The organism is Candidatus Methylomirabilota bacterium (assembly GCA_028870115.1).
GTDB lineage: Bacteria > Methylomirabilota > Methylomirabilia > Methylomirabilales > Methylomirabilaceae > Methylomirabilis.
This window is the reverse complement of the sequence record JAGWQH010000051.1, coordinates 1-16,439: the sequence shown is the minus strand read 5'-3', so window position 1 is coordinate 16,439 and position 16,439 is coordinate 1. Positions and strand designations below refer to the sequence as shown.

The 16,439-nt window shown below is 60.7% G+C and carries 12 protein-coding genes; all 12 read right to left on the bottom strand.

Annotated elements, in window-relative coordinates:
* The coding region (locus KGL31_05835) for an AAA family ATPase (GenBank protein ID MDE2321425.1) at positions 1-980 on the bottom strand (980 nt) is incomplete at its 3' end.
* Between the two features lie 69 nt (positions 981-1,049).
* Positions 1,050-1,730 (bottom strand): ABC transporter ATP-binding protein, encoded by a 681-nt coding sequence (locus tag KGL31_05830; GenBank protein ID MDE2321424.1) that lies wholly within the window; start codon positions 1,728-1,730, stop codon positions 1,050-1,052.
* The gene (locus KGL31_05825; protein MDE2321423.1) at positions 1,723-2,973 is read right to left on the bottom strand and encodes a lipoprotein-releasing ABC transporter permease subunit; all 1,251 of its coding nucleotides are present in this window, start codon (positions 2,971-2,973) and stop codon (positions 1,723-1,725) included. The genes KGL31_05830 and KGL31_05825 overlap by 8 nt, the downstream gene beginning before the upstream one ends.
* Positions 2,963-4,468, bottom strand: coding sequence for a lysine--tRNA ligase (lysS, locus tag KGL31_05820; GenBank protein MDE2321422.1), 1,506 nt, complete (start codon positions 4,466-4,468; stop codon positions 2,963-2,965). Before lysS ends, KGL31_05825 begins: the two co-directional genes overlap by 11 nt.
* 333 nt (positions 4,469-4,801) lie before the next feature.
* Positions 4,802-6,817 carry a response regulator gene (locus tag KGL31_05815; protein ID MDE2321421.1) on the bottom strand — a complete coding sequence of 672 codons (2,016 nt, stop codon included), beginning with the start codon at positions 6,815-6,817 and terminating at the stop codon, positions 4,802-4,804.
* Between the two features lie 4 nt (positions 6,818-6,821).
* Positions 6,822-9,140, bottom strand: a complete 2,319-nt coding sequence (gene tadA / locus KGL31_05810) for a Flp pilus assembly complex ATPase component TadA (GenBank protein MDE2321420.1) — start codon at positions 9,138-9,140, stop codon at positions 6,822-6,824.
* On the bottom strand, positions 9,137-9,805 hold the full coding sequence (locus KGL31_05805) for a response regulator (GenBank protein ID MDE2321419.1): 669 nt from the start codon (positions 9,803-9,805) through the stop codon (positions 9,137-9,139). Before KGL31_05805 ends, tadA begins: the two co-directional genes overlap by 4 nt.
* Positions 9,802-11,895, bottom strand: coding sequence for a GAF domain-containing protein (locus KGL31_05800; protein ID MDE2321418.1), 2,094 nt, complete (start codon positions 11,893-11,895; stop codon positions 9,802-9,804). Before KGL31_05800 ends, KGL31_05805 begins: the two co-directional genes overlap by 4 nt.
* 25 nt (positions 11,896-11,920) lie before the next feature.
* Positions 11,921-12,922, bottom strand: a complete 1,002-nt coding sequence (locus KGL31_05795) for a response regulator (GenBank protein MDE2321417.1) — start codon at positions 12,920-12,922, stop codon at positions 11,921-11,923.
* Positions 12,923-13,084: 162 nt separating this feature from the next.
* Complete coding sequence (locus KGL31_05790; protein MDE2321416.1) at positions 13,085-15,196, bottom strand: response regulator; 2,112 nt, start codon at positions 15,194-15,196, stop codon at positions 13,085-13,087.
* Positions 15,189-15,677 (bottom strand): response regulator, encoded by a 489-nt coding sequence (locus KGL31_05785; GenBank protein MDE2321415.1) that lies wholly within the window; start codon positions 15,675-15,677, stop codon positions 15,189-15,191. Before KGL31_05785 ends, KGL31_05790 begins: the two co-directional genes overlap by 8 nt.
* On the bottom strand, positions 15,674-16,439 hold a 766-nt coding region (locus KGL31_05780), incomplete at its 5' end, for a GHKL domain-containing protein (GenBank protein MDE2321414.1). The genes KGL31_05785 and KGL31_05780, both read right to left, overlap by 4 nt.

Genomic DNA, 16,439 nt, shown 5'->3' with positions numbered 1-16,439 from the left:
TCCAGCGCACGGTCCTTCTCAATGTGACGGCGATACTCGTCGAGTGTCGTGGCGCCGATGCACTGCAACTCCCCGCGCGCAAGCGCCGGCTTCAACATGCTGGACGCGTCGATCGCGCCCTCTGCGGCGCCGGCGCCCACCAATGTGTGCAACTCATCGATGAACAGGATGATACTCTGTGTCTGCTGAATCTCCTTGACGACGGCCTTCAACCGCTCCTCGAACTGACCGCGATACTTGGTCCCGGCCACCATGCCGGCGAGGTCAAGCTGGACGACCCGCTTTCTGAGGAGGGTCTCGGGTACGTTGCTGGCCACGATCCGTTGGGCAAGCCCCTCCACAATGGCGGTCTTCCCCACGCCGGCCTCCCCGATCAGGACCGGATTGTTCTTTGTCCGACGCGAGAGAATCTGGATGACTCGCTCGATCTCCGTCTCACGGCCGATGACGGGATCCAGCCGATCTTGACGCGCCATCGCGGTCAGGTCCACACCGAACTCATCCAGCGCGGGTGTCCTGGTCGAGGTCGTGGGCTTGGAGGCCTGCTCGCCCAGTAACTCCTGGGCCTGCGCCTTGGCCGCGGCCACGCTGACACCGAAGTCCCTCAGGACCAGGGATGCGATCCCTTCGCCCTCTCGGATCAACCCGAGCAGCAGGTGCTCAGTGCCGATATAGTTGTGTCCGAGTGATCTGGCTTCAGAGATGGCGTATTCCAGGACCTTCTTTGCCTGCGGGGTAAAGGGGATCTCACCGGCCGGGCTGAACTCGGAGCCGACCGAGACGATCTTCTCGATCTCTCCCTTCACCGCGGAGATGTTCACGTTCAGCTTCTTGAGAATTGCGACCGCGAGTCCGTCGCCCTCGCGGATCAATCCGAGCAGCAGGTGCTCGGTGCCGACGAAGTTGTGCCCAAGGCGGATCGCCTCCTCCCGGGCCAGAATAATGACCTTGCGGGCTCGCTCTGTGAATCGCTCGAACATCTCCTCGCTCCCTCTCTTCAGCGCTCCAGTATGACTAATGCCTTCAGTATAGCCGATCGTTTCAGAATTTCAAGCCTTCTCTACAATTCGACCATCTAATATTGTGATGATCCGATCCGACCGATGGGCCAACTTCTCATTGTGTGTCACCATGACAAAGGTGAGGCCGCGTTCTCGATTCAGCCGATGGAGCAATTCAAAGGTCGCATCGCCTGTCTTGGTATCAAGATTTCCGGTCGGTTCGTCTGCGAGAATGACCTTGGGCGAGGCGCCCAGGGCTCTGGCGATAGCGACTCGCTGCTGCTCCCCGCCGGAAAGTTCAGAAGGGCGATGCGAGAGCCTGGGCTCGAGCCCCACCTCCCTCAGCAGGGATACGGCAATCTCCCGCGCCTGTGACGGATTCCGGCGCGCCACCAGCAGCGGCATCATGACATTCTCCAACGCGCTAAATTCCGGCAGCAGATGGTGGAACTGGAAGATAAAACCGACAGTCCGGTTGCGAAAGCCGGCCAGTTGCCCATCGTCCATCCGGCCAAGGCTGGCATTCTCGTAGAAAATCTCACCTGCGGTCGGACGGTCCAGGGCGCCGAGCAGATGCAGAAACGTACTCTTGCCGGCTCCTGACGGTCCCACGATTGCGATGAATTCTCCCTTTTCAATACTGAGGTTGACACCCTTCAGGACCTCGACCGTTCCGCCATCGATCTGAAACGACTTGTAGACGCCATCTGCCCTGATGAACTCACTCATAACGGATCGCGACGACCGGGTCTAGCCTGGCCGCTCGCCAGGAAGGGTAGAGCGTCGCGAGGAAGCTTAGGACCAGCGTCGAGGAGGCGATCAGCGCCAGATCGGTCCCTTTCATCAGGATGGGGACGGCATCCAGCAGATAGACGTCGCCCTGAAGCCTGACGATTTTATAGGTCTCCTGCAGCTTGCAGATAATCGCGCCCCCCGCAGTCCCCAACAGGGTGCCGACAAGCCCGATCACCACCCCCTCCACCATGAAGATCAACATGATGCTCCTGGAGCTGGCGCCGATCGACTTCAAGATGCCGATCTCCGCCCCCTTGTCCATCACCTTCATAATCAGGGTACTGACGATGTTAAAGGCGGCCACCAGCACGATCATTGTCAGGATGATAAACATGGCAATCTTTTCCAGCTTCAGGGCGGCAAAGAGGTTACGGTGCAACTGCATCCAATCCCTCGCGACGTACGGGAACCCGAGGCGACGCTGGATCTCCGCTCCCACCTCCTTCGCCCTGTAGAGATCGTCTACCTTCACCTCGATCCCTGTCACCGATTGTCCCATCTGGAAGAACTGCTGGGCCGCCGCAACGGAAATATAGGCCAGGGCGCTGTCGTATTCATACATCCCCATCTCGAAGATCCCGGCCACGGTGAAACTTCGCATGCGCGGCGCAAGCCCGAACGGGGTCAGCACATTGCCGAAGGGAGGAATCACATTCACGCGTCCGCCAAGGCCCACCCCGAGATTCGTTGCCAGGGCCCGCCCGATAATGATCCCCTCGGGGTCCAGATGCCATCCGCTTCCCTCAGCCGGCGATTTCAGCCGCGCCGGATCGACCTCGGTGAAGCTCCTGGTCAGTGCCGTCACCTCCTGCGCGGAGTCAAGATCGATGCCCCGGAGGACCGCCCCTCCCGCGCCTCGACCCGTGCTCAGCATTACCTGGTGGTAGGTGAAGGGCGAGGCCGCCACCACGTGCGGAACATCACGAACCCGCGCGAGCGTCTGAGCCGGCTCCTCGATCCCTCGATCTCCATAGCGTACGATCCAGAGGTGGGCATTGGCTCCGAGGATCTTGCTCCGAAGGTCACGCTCAAACCCGCTCATCACCGCCAGGACGACAATGAGCGCCATAACGCCGAGGGCGACGCCGCCGATAGAGATCAGCGTGATCAGGGAGATGAACGCCTGTCCTCGCCTTGCCTTTAGATACCGAAGTCCTACGAACAGCTCAAACGGCATCGATACCGCCTGGTTCGCCTTGGGCGGGCTTCAGAAGGGGAAACAGGATGACATCGCGAATAGATGAGGAGTCGGTGAGGAGCATCGCCAGCCGGTCGATGCCGATCCCTTCGCCGGCCGTCGGCGGCATCCCGTACTCCAATGCGCGCAGAAAATCCTCATCCAGGCCATGGGCCTCCAGATCACCTTGATCCCGCTGCCGCAACTGATCAAGAAAGCGGGCGCGCTGCTCGCGGGGATCGTTCAGCTCAGAGTAGGCATTGGCGATTTCCATCCCGGCTACGAACAGTTCAAACCGCTGAACCTTCGTCGGCTCCCCCTGTTTCGCTTTGGCCAAAGGCGAAAGCTCCGTGGGAAAATCGATGATGAACGTGGGTTGGACGAGCTTCGGCTCCACCAACGTGTCGAACAGTTCGGCCATCACCTTCCCCCTGCCCCAACCCGGCGCAATGCTCACGCCATGACGTCCAGCCATCGCGTTCACGCCCTCTTCTGTCTTGAGGACCTCTGCGTCGAGTCCGCCCAACTTGACGAGGGACTCTTCCAGCGCCAGCTTCGGCCAGGGTGGAGCGAAGGAAATCCGCTGCCCCTGATAGCTTACCTGCTGATCGCCCGTGATCTCCTTGGCCAGGTGAGCCAGCATCTCCTCCGTCAGCGCCATCAGATCCTCGTAGTCGGCATACGCCTGATAAAACTCCAACATCGTGAACTCGGGGTTGTGCTGGGTGGAGATACCCTCATTGCGGAAGTTTCGGTTGATCTCGAAGACCCGATCGAACCCCCCGACTACCAGCCGCTTCAGGTATAGCTCAGGCGCAATCCTCAGATACAGCGTGAGGTCGAGGGCGTTGTGATGTGTCATAAAGGGACGCGCCATGGCGCCGCCGGCCATCGACTGCATCATGGGGGTCTCGACTTCCAGGAACTCCCTCGATTCAAGGAAGCGGCGGATCTCCGCAATCAGGCGGCTGCGCTTCCTGAAGGCGTCGGCCACCTGGCGATTCACAAGAAGATCCAGGTAGCGCTGGCGAAAGCGGGTCTCCACGTCGGTCAGCCCATGCCACTTTTCCGGCAGCGGGCGCAGCGACTTCGACAGGAGCTGAACCGTCCTGGCCCGCACCGTCAGTTCCCCTGTCCGTGTTCGAAAGAGCTGGCCCTCCACCCCCAGGTAGTCGCCGACATCCAGCTTCTTGCAGAGGTCGTATGTCTCGGAACCGACGGTATCCCGAACGATGTAGATCTGAATCCTCCCGGAACCGTCCTGGAGATGAGCGAAGGTCGCCTTCCCATGACCCCGTACGGACATCAGGCGCCCGGCGATCGATACCTGAGGAGCCCCCGCGTCCCCCTCTTCAGAGAGACCTGCATACTCCCGCTGCAAAACAGCCGCGAGATGGGTAACACGGAACCGGGCTGGATACGGGTCGACGCCGGATGCTTCAAGCTCCGCCAGCTTCCGCATCCGCTCGCTCACCAACGGATTGTGTTCTTCCATAGAGCCTCCAGGTATCAGATGAGCCGATCCTGTAAACACCCGTTTACCCTTCGACATGCTCAGGGTGAACGGTATGGGCATTGAAACGATTGACGGTTTCCCGTTCGTGCTGAGCCTGTCGAAGCACAGTAAGGGGTTTGCAGGACAGGCTCAGATGCGTTCGATTATAGAAAGCACCCTTGTCACTGTCAAGGAAGCTTCAGGAAGGGTTCATCCGAGCGATCAATACAAGACAGCGGCTCAGAGAGTGGCAGGAGACGTAGAGGGACAAATTAAGAGGTGGGGGAGCCGGCAATTATTGTCGCATCGGAGGGGTGATCCACCTGGTCGCCCTTATTGGGCTGTTTCGCGATCGAGAAACGTCGAGATCGTTTGAAGAAAGGCCTTGGTATCGACCGGCTTAGGAATGAACCCATCGCATCCCGCCTGGCGTATCCGCTCCTCGTCCCCGGCCACGGAGTAGGCGCTGACCGCAACAATCGTAATGAGTCCGGTCTCCGGGTCCTCTCTAAGCATCCGAGCAAGTGTCAAGCCGTCAATATGCGGCAGGTTGATATCGAGCAAGATGAGGTCCGGCCGATGCGCCTTGGCCTGCCGCATCACCTCTTGCCCGTCACCGCAGGTGTAAATCTCATACCCCCCATGCTCCAGCAGCTCCATCATCAGTTCCAGATTAATCGGGTTGTCCTCGACAATCAGGATGCGATGGCGAACCCGTTCAGCCTCCTCATCGGCAGTGGATCGGGCCTTCAGCAACTGTTCGGCTGCCTTCTCCGCCTCGGCGTCTCGCCGCCGGCGCTCAGCTCCGGCGATGAGGCGACCGACCGTGTCGATCAGGACTGAGGCGGAGATCGGTTTGCTCAGGTAATCGTCCGCTCCAAGGGCAAGCGTCCGCTCGGCATCAGACGCGCCCAGGGAGGTCACGGCCAGAATCGGCAGGTCTCGTGTCGTCGCCTTCGCCCGGAGAATCTTCATGACCCCCCACCCATCTACTCGAGGCAGCAACAGATCCAGGATCAACAGATCCGGTACGGCCTGTTCAATCATCTGTAGGGTCGCCTCTCCATCCGAAGCCGCTGTGACCAGGTAGCCTGCAGACCTGAAAACCTCTGTGAGGAGGCTGACGAACAACAGGTCGTCATCGGCCAGGAGTAGATGGCGCCTGGGCGGTCCTTCCATGGGGAGAAGGACCGTGACGGTCGTCCCAAGACCGAGCCCCTCCGAGCGAGCCCAGATCCGGCCCCCGTGCTCTTCGACAATCCCCTTGCAGATGGCCAGGCCCAGGCCGGTCCCAGTGGTCTCCCGCGTGGCTGAACGATCCAATCGGTGAAAAGGTACGAATAACGTATCAAGATCCTCCTGCGCGATGCCTCGACCCTGGTCGATTACGCTGATGGCGATCGCTTGCACCACGCCTCGCCGACCGCGTGCTGCGCCCTCATCATCCAAGGCGACGCGCCTGAGCTCCGCAACAACGCGTACGCGCCCTGCAGGTCCGGAGAACTTGATGGCATTGCTCAAGAGATTCGTCAGGATCTGCACAATCCCATCCTGGTCGGCGTAAACCGGAGGCAGGTCCGGAGGCAGGTTCACATCGATGACGGCCCGTCGCTCCTTCACCAACTCGCTGACGCTCGCCAAGGCGAGCTCGATAAGGTGCGGTACCGTCTGATCGGATAGCTTCAGCGTGAGCTTTCCGGCCTCGATCCTGGAGAGGTCCAGGACATCGCTGACGAGGCGGATCAGACGATCGGCATTCCTCAGACAGATCGCCAGCAACTCCTGCTGAAATGGGAGCAGTTCCTGCGGGTTCCCCATGATAAGCTGCAGGGAGCCTTTAATAGAAGTAAGGGGAGTCCGCAACTCATGCGAGACGGTGGAGACAAATTCCGACTTCATCTGCGCGATCTCCCGCTCCACGGTCACATCCCGAAGGGTATGTACGTGCCCGATCACGGCTCTCGCCTCATCCCGTACCGGGGTGCGTATGCGTAGCAGGACACGCGGATAAGGGAGCTTCAGCTCGATCGTATCGCGTTCCGTCGTCTCAGGATGCAGCAGAAGCCCCCGGAAGCTTCGCTCAAACTCGGCAGGGTTCTTTACCCGGGATTTCAGGAATACAAGGGTCGCAGCCGGATCCTCATGCGCCAATCCTTCGGGGATCACTCCAAAGAACTTACGGAACACCAGGTTGGCGAGCAGCAGCCGACCTTCGTAGTCAAACAGCGCGATCCCGTCGGAGGTGGCTTCCAGGACGGCGTGCAGGCGATCCCGCTCCTCAGTCCACTGCCGGTTGGCGGTCCACCCTGCCTCATGCTGAACCGGATGCAGATCGTCCGATTCCCGCATGCCCCTACACTCCATAGGTGCGGCGCACGAGCCGTCCCACCCTCGCGTTCAGTTCGTTGATCTCGAACGGCTTCATCAGATAATCGTCCGTCCCGATCAAGAATGCCTTGGTCCTGGTCTCGCTCTCTCCCCGGGCGGTCAGCATGAGGATCGGGATGAAGGCGGTTTTGACGTGTTCCCGGAGGCGACGGCAGACCTCAAACCCGTCCATCTTGGGCATCATGAGATCCAGAATCACCAGACTTGGCTGCTCGGCCTCTACCACTTCCAGCGCCTCCATACCATTGCCGGCTGTCAGGATCTCGGCCGGAAAAGGAAGTTGCCGGAGCGCGATCGCCACGATCCGCCTCACGTCCTCCTCATCGTCTACTACGAGGATCTTCATCTGTCGTTCGATCGGGCTTACAACAGGCTTACTCCCGGGAGGAGGTGGCGCGACCTCAAGGGCGGTCTCCGTTCGTTCGATCGGGCTTACAACAGGCGTCGAACAGAAGGGGCAGGCTTTCCACTCCGGCAGTAGATCCTGACGACACGATGGACACCTCGGTTTCAGAACCGCCCGGCAGGCAGGGCAGCTTGTGAAGGTAGCCTCAATCTTCTCGCCGCAGTTTCCGCAGCGGTTCTGGACGCCTTCGTCTCCCAGGATAGCCCGAAGGACCTCGTCCGGGCTGGTAAGTCCCGCGCGGATCTTGACGACCGCCGCCTCAATCAGGCTCACAAATCCTCTGGCGTTGGCCTCCCGCCGCAAGGTCGCCTCGGAGGCGCGCTGGGCGATCAACTCGCGCATGGCGGCATCGATGGGCAGGAACTCGTACACTCCAACCCGTCCGAGAAAGCCGCTCCCCTGGCACGCAGGGCATCCTTTCCCCCGAAACACGGCAGCGGGGGCATCCGTCAGTCTCAGCCGTCTCACAATGTCGTCGGAGGGCTGATACGCCTCGCGGCAGTGACGACAGAGGCGCCGCATCAGCCGCTGGGCTATAATAAGTGAGACAGAAGAGGCGACCAGGAACGGCTCAATCCCTAAGTCCAGCAGGCGCGTGATCGCCGCGATGGTGTCGTTCGTGTGCAGCGTGCTGAACACCAGATGACCGGTCAGTGAAGCCTGGAAGGCGATCTCTGCGGTCTCGTGGTCCCGGATCTCCCCCACCATGATGACGTCCGGGTCCTGGCGCAGGACGGAGCGGAGGGTGGAGGCAAAGCTGAGCCCCGCCCGCTCATTTACCTGGACTTGGTTGATCCCTTTGATCTGAAACTCGATCGGGTCCTCGATGCTCACGATATTGATCCCAGGCGACTTGAGGCGAGAGAGCGCCGCATATAGCGTCGAGGTCTTGCCGCTCCCGGTGGGGCCGGTCACCAGAACCGCTCCCTGGGGCTGCACCAGGACCGCTTCAAGGAGCTGGCGCTGCATCGGTTCCAGCCCCACGTGCTCCAGACTGAGCAGATCTCGGACCGGATCGAGTAATCGAAGGACCGCCTTTTCCCCGCAATGGGTCGGGAGGGTGGAGACCCGCAGGTCCAATGTACGCTCACCGTATCTGACCTTGATCCGGCCATCCTGGGGAAGGCGCCGCTCCGCAATGTCAAGCCCGCCAAGGATCTTCAGCCGAGAGATCACCCCGGCATGAATCCACTTGGGCATGATAAGCGTATCCCGTAAGATACCATCCACCCGGTTCCGGACGGTCACCTCGCTGACGCCGGGTTCGATATGGATATCGCTGGCGCGCGCCTTGATCGCTTCACTGATCAGAAGATTCACCATCTTGACGGCCGGCGTAGTCTCACTTTTCTTCAGGTCCAACACCCCATCAGTCTCCGATAACTCGGTCGATGGCAGCAGTTTGACCTCCGCCCCGTTCTCGATGTTGCGGACCATGGGGCCCAAGGACTCCTCAAAGGCATAACAGCGGGCGATAGCGTCTTTGATCTCCGTCGGTGTCGAGATGGCAAGCCGGATCCGAAGAGACGCGCGGAACTCTACATCCTTGATGGCCTCCAGATTCAGCGGATCGGCCATCACCAGGAGCAGCGCCTTCTCTTCCAGGGAGAGGGGACAGATCGTATACTTTTCGGCCATGGCACGAGGAACCACATCAAGAGCCTTCGGCTCGACGATAGCCGACGCCAGACGGACGTACGGGATCGTGAGCTGCGCCGCCAGCGCCGTCGCGATCTGCTCTTCTGTGGCCAACCCCTGGCTCATCAGCAGTTGCCCCAGCGGCAGCCGAATCTGAGCCTGTAGCTTCAGAATCTGTTCGAGCTGTTCCAGCTCAATGACTTTCGCGTCGACCAGAATTTGGCCAAGCTGCTTTCTCATTTGTCTCCAGTGGCTTGATCGAGGTCGATCTCCCGGAGACCGGGAACGACTTCGCGAGGCGTGTACCGTACCACCGTGCGCATCTGCCGGACGATCCTGGTGATCGTCTCGACAGCCACCTCAATGTTCGCTACGGCTTTGGCCTTGGCTTCCGATGAGACCCCTTCGAGGATGAGCCGCTCCACGCTCAGATTGATGATATTCAGAGGATTCAGAATCTTATCGCTTGCGGTCACCGCCAACTCCCGGATGGCAGCGACTTGATCCGCCTCGCGGGCCCTGGCGCGCAGCTTCCCGATCTCCACGGCCCGAGCAACGGCTACCTCCAGCAGGGTGAGATCGGAGAGCGGCTTGAGCAGATAATCAAAGACCGTCCCCCGTCGCATCGCCGCGATGGCGTTGTCGAACGACCCGTGCCCGGTGAGCACGATGACGGGGAGATCGGGGTCCACGCTCCGAAGCTTCTCAAGCAGCCCCAGCCCGCCCAGGCGAGGCATGGCCATGTCGGTGATGACGACATTCGGAATCTCCTCCTTCACCAATGCCGCCGCCGCCTCGCCATCCTCGGCTTCCCGCACAGTATATCCCAGCCGCCGGAGGTGACGCGACAGCAGTCTGCGGATCTCCGGCTCGTCATCGACCAGCAGAATGCGCGCGTTCATCATGTCCGATTACCCTTACTATCATCCCGGAGGGCGTGTGGCAAGATAATCGTAAATCGCGCGCCCTTTCCATCAGCCACCGGACTCTCCATCGTCAACTCTCCCCCATGCTCCTCGATGATCCCATGACAGATGCTCAGTCCCAAGCCGGTCCCTTTGCCGACCTCTTTCGTCGTGAAAAAGGGGTCAAAGATCCTGGGTCCGATGTCTTCCGGGATGCCGGGGCCGCTATCGGTGACGCTCAGGGCGATCCGGCTGTCGGATGCGAGCTCGGTGCGAACAGTGATGGTCCCAAGCTCCGCTCCCTCTATGGCGTCCCGAGCGTTTGTAATCAGATTCAGGAGCACCTGTTCGATCTGCAGCGGATCGGCCCGGACCGGTGGAAGCGCGGGGTGAAGCTCCTGGACAACGGCGATGTTTTTAGTCCTGAGTTGCTGACCGAGGAAGGTCAGCGAGTCCTTCACGACCTGGTTCAGGTCTGTGACTTCTCGTCTCCCCTTCGACTCGCGTGAGAAGTCGCGGAGATGGTTAATGATGGCCGTCATTCTGGTCGTCTGTGCTTCGATCCGCTGCAGATCGTCACGCATCTCCTCGTCCCCGATCCGCTTGTCCCAGAGCAGTTCCTGGGCATAACCCCGAATGACCATCAGAGGCTGGTTCAACTCGTGGGCCACCCCGGCCGCCAGCGTCCCTACGGCGGCCAACTTCCCCGACTGGATGAGCTGAGCCTGCGTCTGCTTGAGCGCCATGGTTCGCTCCTCTACTCTCCGTTCCATTTCGCTATGCAGCCCGGTATTTTCAATGGCGATGGCCAACTGCTCCCCGAGCGGAACGAGCAGTTCAAGATCGCGCTCGGTGTAGCGGCCGGGCGCGACATCGTCCAGAAAGAGGACGCCGACGACCTGCCCTTGCACGATCAACGGGAGGCGAACGGTAGAGCGAATCCCTTCTTTCAGCAGGGCCTCATCTTCGATAAACCGCCGAGCCGTCGCAAGATCCTGCTCAAAATGAGGGCGCCCGTGGAACATCACCCACTCGACACCGGTCCCTCCCACATTCGACCACACCATCCCGATCGGCGCCTCACTCAATCGATCGCCCGCAAGTTGAAAGAGCTTGAGTCGTGTGCCTGAGTCCTCGGAAAGCACAATCCCCATCCGAGTGTAGGGGATAAACCGTTTCAACTCCTCAGCGAAGGTCTCATAGACTGCGCCGATATCGAGGGAGGCGCTGATGATCTTGGTCAGTCGATTGACAGCCGCGATCCGTTTGGCGCGTTGACGCGCAGCATCGTAGAGCCTGGCGTTCTCGACGGCTGACTGTTCCAACCGTTCAGCCATCGCGTTAAAGGCCTGTGCCGCCTTCCCAAGCTCCCCTCCACTGCTCACCTCCACACGCTGGGAGAGATCGCCCTCAGCCAGCCGACGACTCCCTTGCGCGATGGCTCGGATGGGCCGGTTCAGCCAGTGAGCCAACGGGATACTGATGGCTATGACCCCCAACCCACTTACGATGAGTGTGACGAATGTGATGAATATCACCTGATGGCCCATCTCGGAGACGTCTCGGATCGCTTCATCGACTTCCTGCGTATGGATATCCATGAGATGATGCAGCGTCGCATCTGCTTGATCATGTAAACGATCCAGCGCGCTCACCATGGCGGGCACATCACGATGTGGCTGGGATGGCATACCAGTCACTATCTCCCGACCGAGCGCTTCCATGCGGGGCACCAGACCTCCCAGTGTATCGACCAGTTGTCGTTCCTCAGGCACCTGAAATGGAGCGTTGTTCAGCGTGCTGAAGGCCTCTTCAAGATGCGTTAGGTGCGCGCTGATCCGCTGCCGCTCCCGCTGATCTTTACTGGCTGCAAAGTCTACCGTTGCCAGCATCAGTTGATCGATGGCTGCCATCATATCGGACGCCCGTTTCAGACGGACGGTTGCCTGCTCCTGAACCAGCATGTGTGAGCGCATGAGGGTGCCGAAATGAAGCGCCGTAATTCCGGTGAATCCCAAAAAGGGGACCAGTACTCCGACAAAGGCCAGGAGCACCCGAGTGCGGATGCTCCAGTTCTTGATGCGCAACATGGCAATTCAGATGCGGATACCGGATCTACGATCCATTTCGTGCGATTGCGGGCAGCGCGCCGCGCTCGACCAGCTCGATGAACGCACATACTACGTCAGGATCGCGCCAGCCGCGCGCCGTCTCATCCCGGAGAATATCGCACGCTCTTTGAGTCGTCAGGGCAGGCTTGTATGGTCGTGCGGTCGTCAGCGCGTCGTAGATATCGACGACTTGCAAGATACGCGCTGTGACGGGGATCGCCTCGCCCGCGAGGCCGTCCGGGTAGCCGCTCCCATCCCATCGTTCATGATGATGGCGGATGATCGGTAGAACCCTCTGCAGCGACTTGAGCGACAGACAGATCCGCTCGCCGATCAGCGGATGCTCGCGCATGATCGTCCACTCCGCCTCGCTGAGAGCCGTCGGTTTCAGGAGAATCGCATCCGGGATTCCGATCTTCCCCAGGTCGTGCAGGGTCCCCCCTCGATCCAGCGCGGTCAGATCCTCCGCCGGCAGGCCCAGCCTCTTCCCCAGAGCGACCGAATAGGCCGCCAGACACTCGCAGTGGCCCCGGGTGTACGGATCTTTCGCCTCCACCGTTCGGCCCAGCGCCAGCAACATGGTCTCGGCGTGCTCCAGCTCGTCGGTATAGGTCTTGAGCCTGAGCAGCGAGCGGACGCGGGCCCTCAGTTCCGTCCGGCTGAATGGCTTCGTAATGAAGTCGTCGGCCCCCGCCTCGATCCCTTGGATCCGAGCGGCTTCCTCTCCGAGAGCCGTAAGCAACACGACAGGCACTAAGCGGGTTGATGCCTCCTCTTTCAGACGCCGGCAGACCGAGTAGCCATCCAACTTCGGCATCATGATATCCAGCAGAATCAGATCCGGAGGCGAGTCGGCTACCTGGGCCAGGGCCTCCAGACCGTCGGCGGCCGCTACGACCTCGTACCCCTCGACCTGCATCAGGGCCGTCAGTAGCTCGATGTTCTGTTCATTGTCATCTACGATAAGCAGCCGTGGCGACTTGGAGAACATCTGAGCGATTTGCATATCCGTATCTCACTCCCGTAAAAGATCAGTGGAAGCTTTCGTCTTCGAGCCATCATACCCGGCTGCCGTCAAGAGATCAAGAATCAACCCCTCTGCGTAGTTCCCCGGGATCAGGGTTGTCTTGTATGCCGTGCCGTCTTCAAGTCGCCAGGTCCAGGCTCTTCAGAAGGGGGTGAGAGGAAGCCGGACGGTGAAGGTGCTGCCCTGCCCTTCGCCGGGCGAGGTGGCAGTGATGGCCCCGCCGTGCAGCTCGACGAGTTTTTTCGTCAGCGCGAGGCCAAGCCCGGTCCCCTCGGCGCGATGGGCGATCGCCGTGTCGAGGCGGGTGAACTCCTGGAAGAGGCTGGGCAGGTCGTCCGGTTTGATCCCGATCCCGGTATCGGCGACGGCGATTTCTACGAAATCTCCGGAGAGATGGGAACCAACGCCTAACGCTCCACGCTCCACGCTCGACACCCGGCGCGCGGTGACCGTGATCCGTCCCCCATCGGGCGTAAACTTCACAGCATTGGAGAGGAGATTCAACAGGATCTGCTTGAAGCGGACGGGATCGGCGGTGAGGGTCGGCGGCGCCTCATCGACACGCAGCTCAATGTAAAGCTGTTTTCGGTCGGCCCGGGACTGGATTTCCGTCACAGCGGCCTGTACGGCCTCGCGGAACTCGAAGATCTCGGCTCGTAACTCGATCTTACCTGCTTCCACCTTCGAGAGATCCAGGAGGTCATTGACCAACACCAGCAGGTGCTGCCCGCTCGACAGAATATTCTGCGCAAACCGCGCTTGTTTCTCCGTCAAGGGGCCAAACTCCGGGTCCCTGAGGATCTCGGAAAAGCCGATAATGGAATTCAACGGCGTCCGGAATTCATGCGACATGTTGGCCAGAAACTCCGACTTGTGGCGGGAGGCCACCTCGAGCCGTTGGTTGGCCAATGCGAGATCCCTCGTCCGTTCCTCGACCTTCGCCTCCAACTGGCGGGCCGCCTGCCGAACGTTCTCATACAGGCGAGCGTTCTCGATCCACACGGCGCTGAACGCGGCGAGGTCGCCGAGAAGCGTCTCATCCAAGGGGCGGAAGGTGCGCGGCGGCCCTGTAGCCGCGCCGCTCAGGACGCCCAGCAACCGGTCATGGGCCACAAGCGGCACGCTCAACCTTGACACCACTGTCATCCCTTCACGCGTGGTTCCCCCCTCACGAGCGAGAGCCTCCGGTAGACTATCCAACCCACTGACCGTCCGGCGCAGGGCAGCCGCTTGACCCGGAATAGCCTGACCCACACGAAAGCGGAGGTGGGTGGCCGCCTCGGCCGACCAGCCGTGCCAGGCGGCGGGGACCAGCTCGGCGCCATCCTCGCTGAGGAGACAGAGCAGGGACCGATCCACCCTCAGGAGGCTACACGCGGCGCAGGCCACTAGCTGCAACATGTCTTTCAGATCAAGGGTCAGGGCGATCGCCCTGGCGATATCCCTCACGACGAGGAGGGCCTCCTTCTCCTCGCGAAGGGCCCACTGAGCAAGGGCTCTGTCGATGCTGGAGGTAAGCTGGGTAAGATACCCTTCCCGCTTGACAATATAGTCCATTGCCCCGAGCTTCATGGCCTGAACGGCGGTCTCCTCGTCTCTGTGGCCGGTGATCATCACCACCGGCAGGCGAATCCCCTTCTCCCGCATTGCCTGAAGAATCTCCAGGCCATTCATTCCTGGCATCCGGTAGTCAAGCAGGAGAAGATCGTATCTGCCGGACTCGAGCGTACGGAGGGTATCCGACCCAGTGGTGGCCGTCTCGACCGTCAGGTGGACGGCATCGGCCGCCAAGCGGCGCAGGGTGAGGTCCAAGTCTGCGGACTCGTGCTCAGCGTATAAGATCCGAAGGTTACAGGCCCGGCGACTCCGCTCCTGTTGGAATCGGCCTAATGCCTCCCGGATCGCGGCCGGCAGGCGGTCCAGGTAGCCGGGCTTCTTGACCACGTAATCGCTCGCCCCCAGTTTCAGCGCTGCGACCGCCACCTCATGATCCCCGCTGCCTGTCACCATGACCACCGGAACATTCGGGGCATCGGCCAGGAACTCCCGCAAGAGCTGAAGGCCATCCACATCGGGGAGACGGTAGTCTAACAGGACCAGGTCAAACCGCTGACTCGCCATAACCTCTCGCGCCTCCCGGCCGGTGCCGACAACCTGGACCTCCATCTCCGGGGCATACTGACGCAAGTGGCGAAGCGTCAACTCGCGATCCGCCGGGTCGTCCTCAATATAGAGGATTCGAATGCTATCCACCAGGACCCTCCCCACTCGGCCTACGGTCCTTCGGAGTTGCCTGAGCCGCAGGCGGCGCAATGTTGGTCAGCAGCCAGTACAGATCAATGCGACCGATGACCTCCAGGAATTTATCGAAATCGACCGGCTTGGCGATGTAGGAGTTGGCGCCCAGCTCGTAGCTCGTCCGGATGTCCACCTCCTGCTGCGATGTCGTCAACATCACGACAGGGACCGTGCGGTAGACGGGGTGCGCCTTGATCTCCCGGAGGACCTCAATTCCGTCCACTTTAGGCAGACGAATGTCCAGGAGGATGAGCCCAGGGATGGGGGCATCGGCGGCAAACCGGCCCCGTTTATAAAGATAGTCCAGGGCCTCCTCACCATTACGCGCTACCGCAATCGGGTTGGAGACATTGTGCTTCCGAAGGGCTCGAAGGGTCAGTTCCAGATCGACCGGATTGTCCTCCACCAGCAGGATCGTCAGTAATCGTTCGTTCATACCCCTAGCCCTCCCTCTTGCTTGGGAATTGCAAAGTAGAACGTCGCCCCTTTACCCGGCTCGCTCTCGGCCCAGGCCCGGCCGCCGTGACGCTCCGCCACCTTCTTCACAATGGCCAGGCCGATTCCTGTCCCCTCGTACTCATCCTGGGCATGCAGGCGTTGAAAGATGCCAAAGATCTTTTCCTGGTAGTTGGGGTCAAAGCCGATGCCGTTATCGGCCACCTGTAGCACCCGCTCGGCCTCGCCCTCCTCGGCCCGGATCGTGATGGCGGGCTGAGCCGTCGTACGGGTAAACTTCAGGGCGTTGTCCAGCAGATTGGCCAGGACCTGCTGGAAACCCTCCCGCTCGCAGGCGATCTGGTGGAATGGCAGGTTGAGATCGATCCGGATGCCCCGCCTGTCGATCTCGACCTGACGCTCCGCGATCAGATCCTGAATCAGCCGCTGCAGGTCGACCGACTCCCAGTGCATCGGCCGCCGTTCCAACCGGGAGTATTTGAGGAGATCGTCGATCAGGATCCCCATCCGCCGGGCAGAGCCACAGATCATGTCGAGGTAGTGACGGCCCGCGTCATCGAGCCGGTCGGCGTACTCCTCCTGCAGGGCGCACGCGAAACCATCCATCCCGCGAAGGGGGGCCTTGAGGTCGTGGGAGACGGAGTAGGAAAAGGTTTCCAGCTCCTTGTTGATGGCCTGAAGTCGGCGATTCAGCCGTTCGACCTCTCCAAGCTGTGCTCCCAGTTTCTCGTTGAGGACTTTT

Bases quoted from the DNA above. Each gene is read 5' to 3' on its own strand.
- KGL31_05825 (MDE2321423.1), bottom strand. From the start codon at position 2,973: ATGCCGTTTGAGCTGTTCGTAGGACTTCGGTATCTAAAGGCAAGGCGA.
- tadA (MDE2321420.1), bottom strand. From the start codon at position 9,140: ATGAGAAAGCAGCTTGGCCAAATTCTGGTCGACGCGAAAGTCATTGAG.
- KGL31_05800 (MDE2321418.1), bottom strand. From the start codon at position 11,895: ATGTTGCGCATCAAGAACTGGAGCATCCGCACTCGGGTGCTCCTGGCC.
- KGL31_05795 (MDE2321417.1), bottom strand. From the start codon at position 12,922: ATGCAAATCGCTCAGATGTTCTCCAAGTCGCCACGGCTGCTTATCGTA.
- KGL31_05785 (MDE2321415.1), bottom strand. From the start codon at position 15,677: ATGAACGAACGATTACTGACGATCCTGCTGGTGGAGGACAATCCGGTC.
- KGL31_05830 (MDE2321424.1), bottom strand. From the start codon at position 1,730: ATGAGTGAGTTCATCAGGGCAGATGGCGTCTACAAGTCGTTTCAGATC.
- KGL31_05815 (MDE2321421.1), bottom strand. From the start codon at position 6,817: ATGCGGGAATCGGACGATCTGCATCCGGTTCAGCATGAGGCAGGGTGG.
- KGL31_05805 (MDE2321419.1), bottom strand. From the start codon at position 9,805: ATGATGAACGCGCGCATTCTGCTGGTCGATGACGAGCCGGAGATCCGC.
- lysS (MDE2321422.1), bottom strand. From the start codon at position 4,468: ATGGAAGAACACAATCCGTTGGTGAGCGAGCGGATGCGGAAGCTGGCG.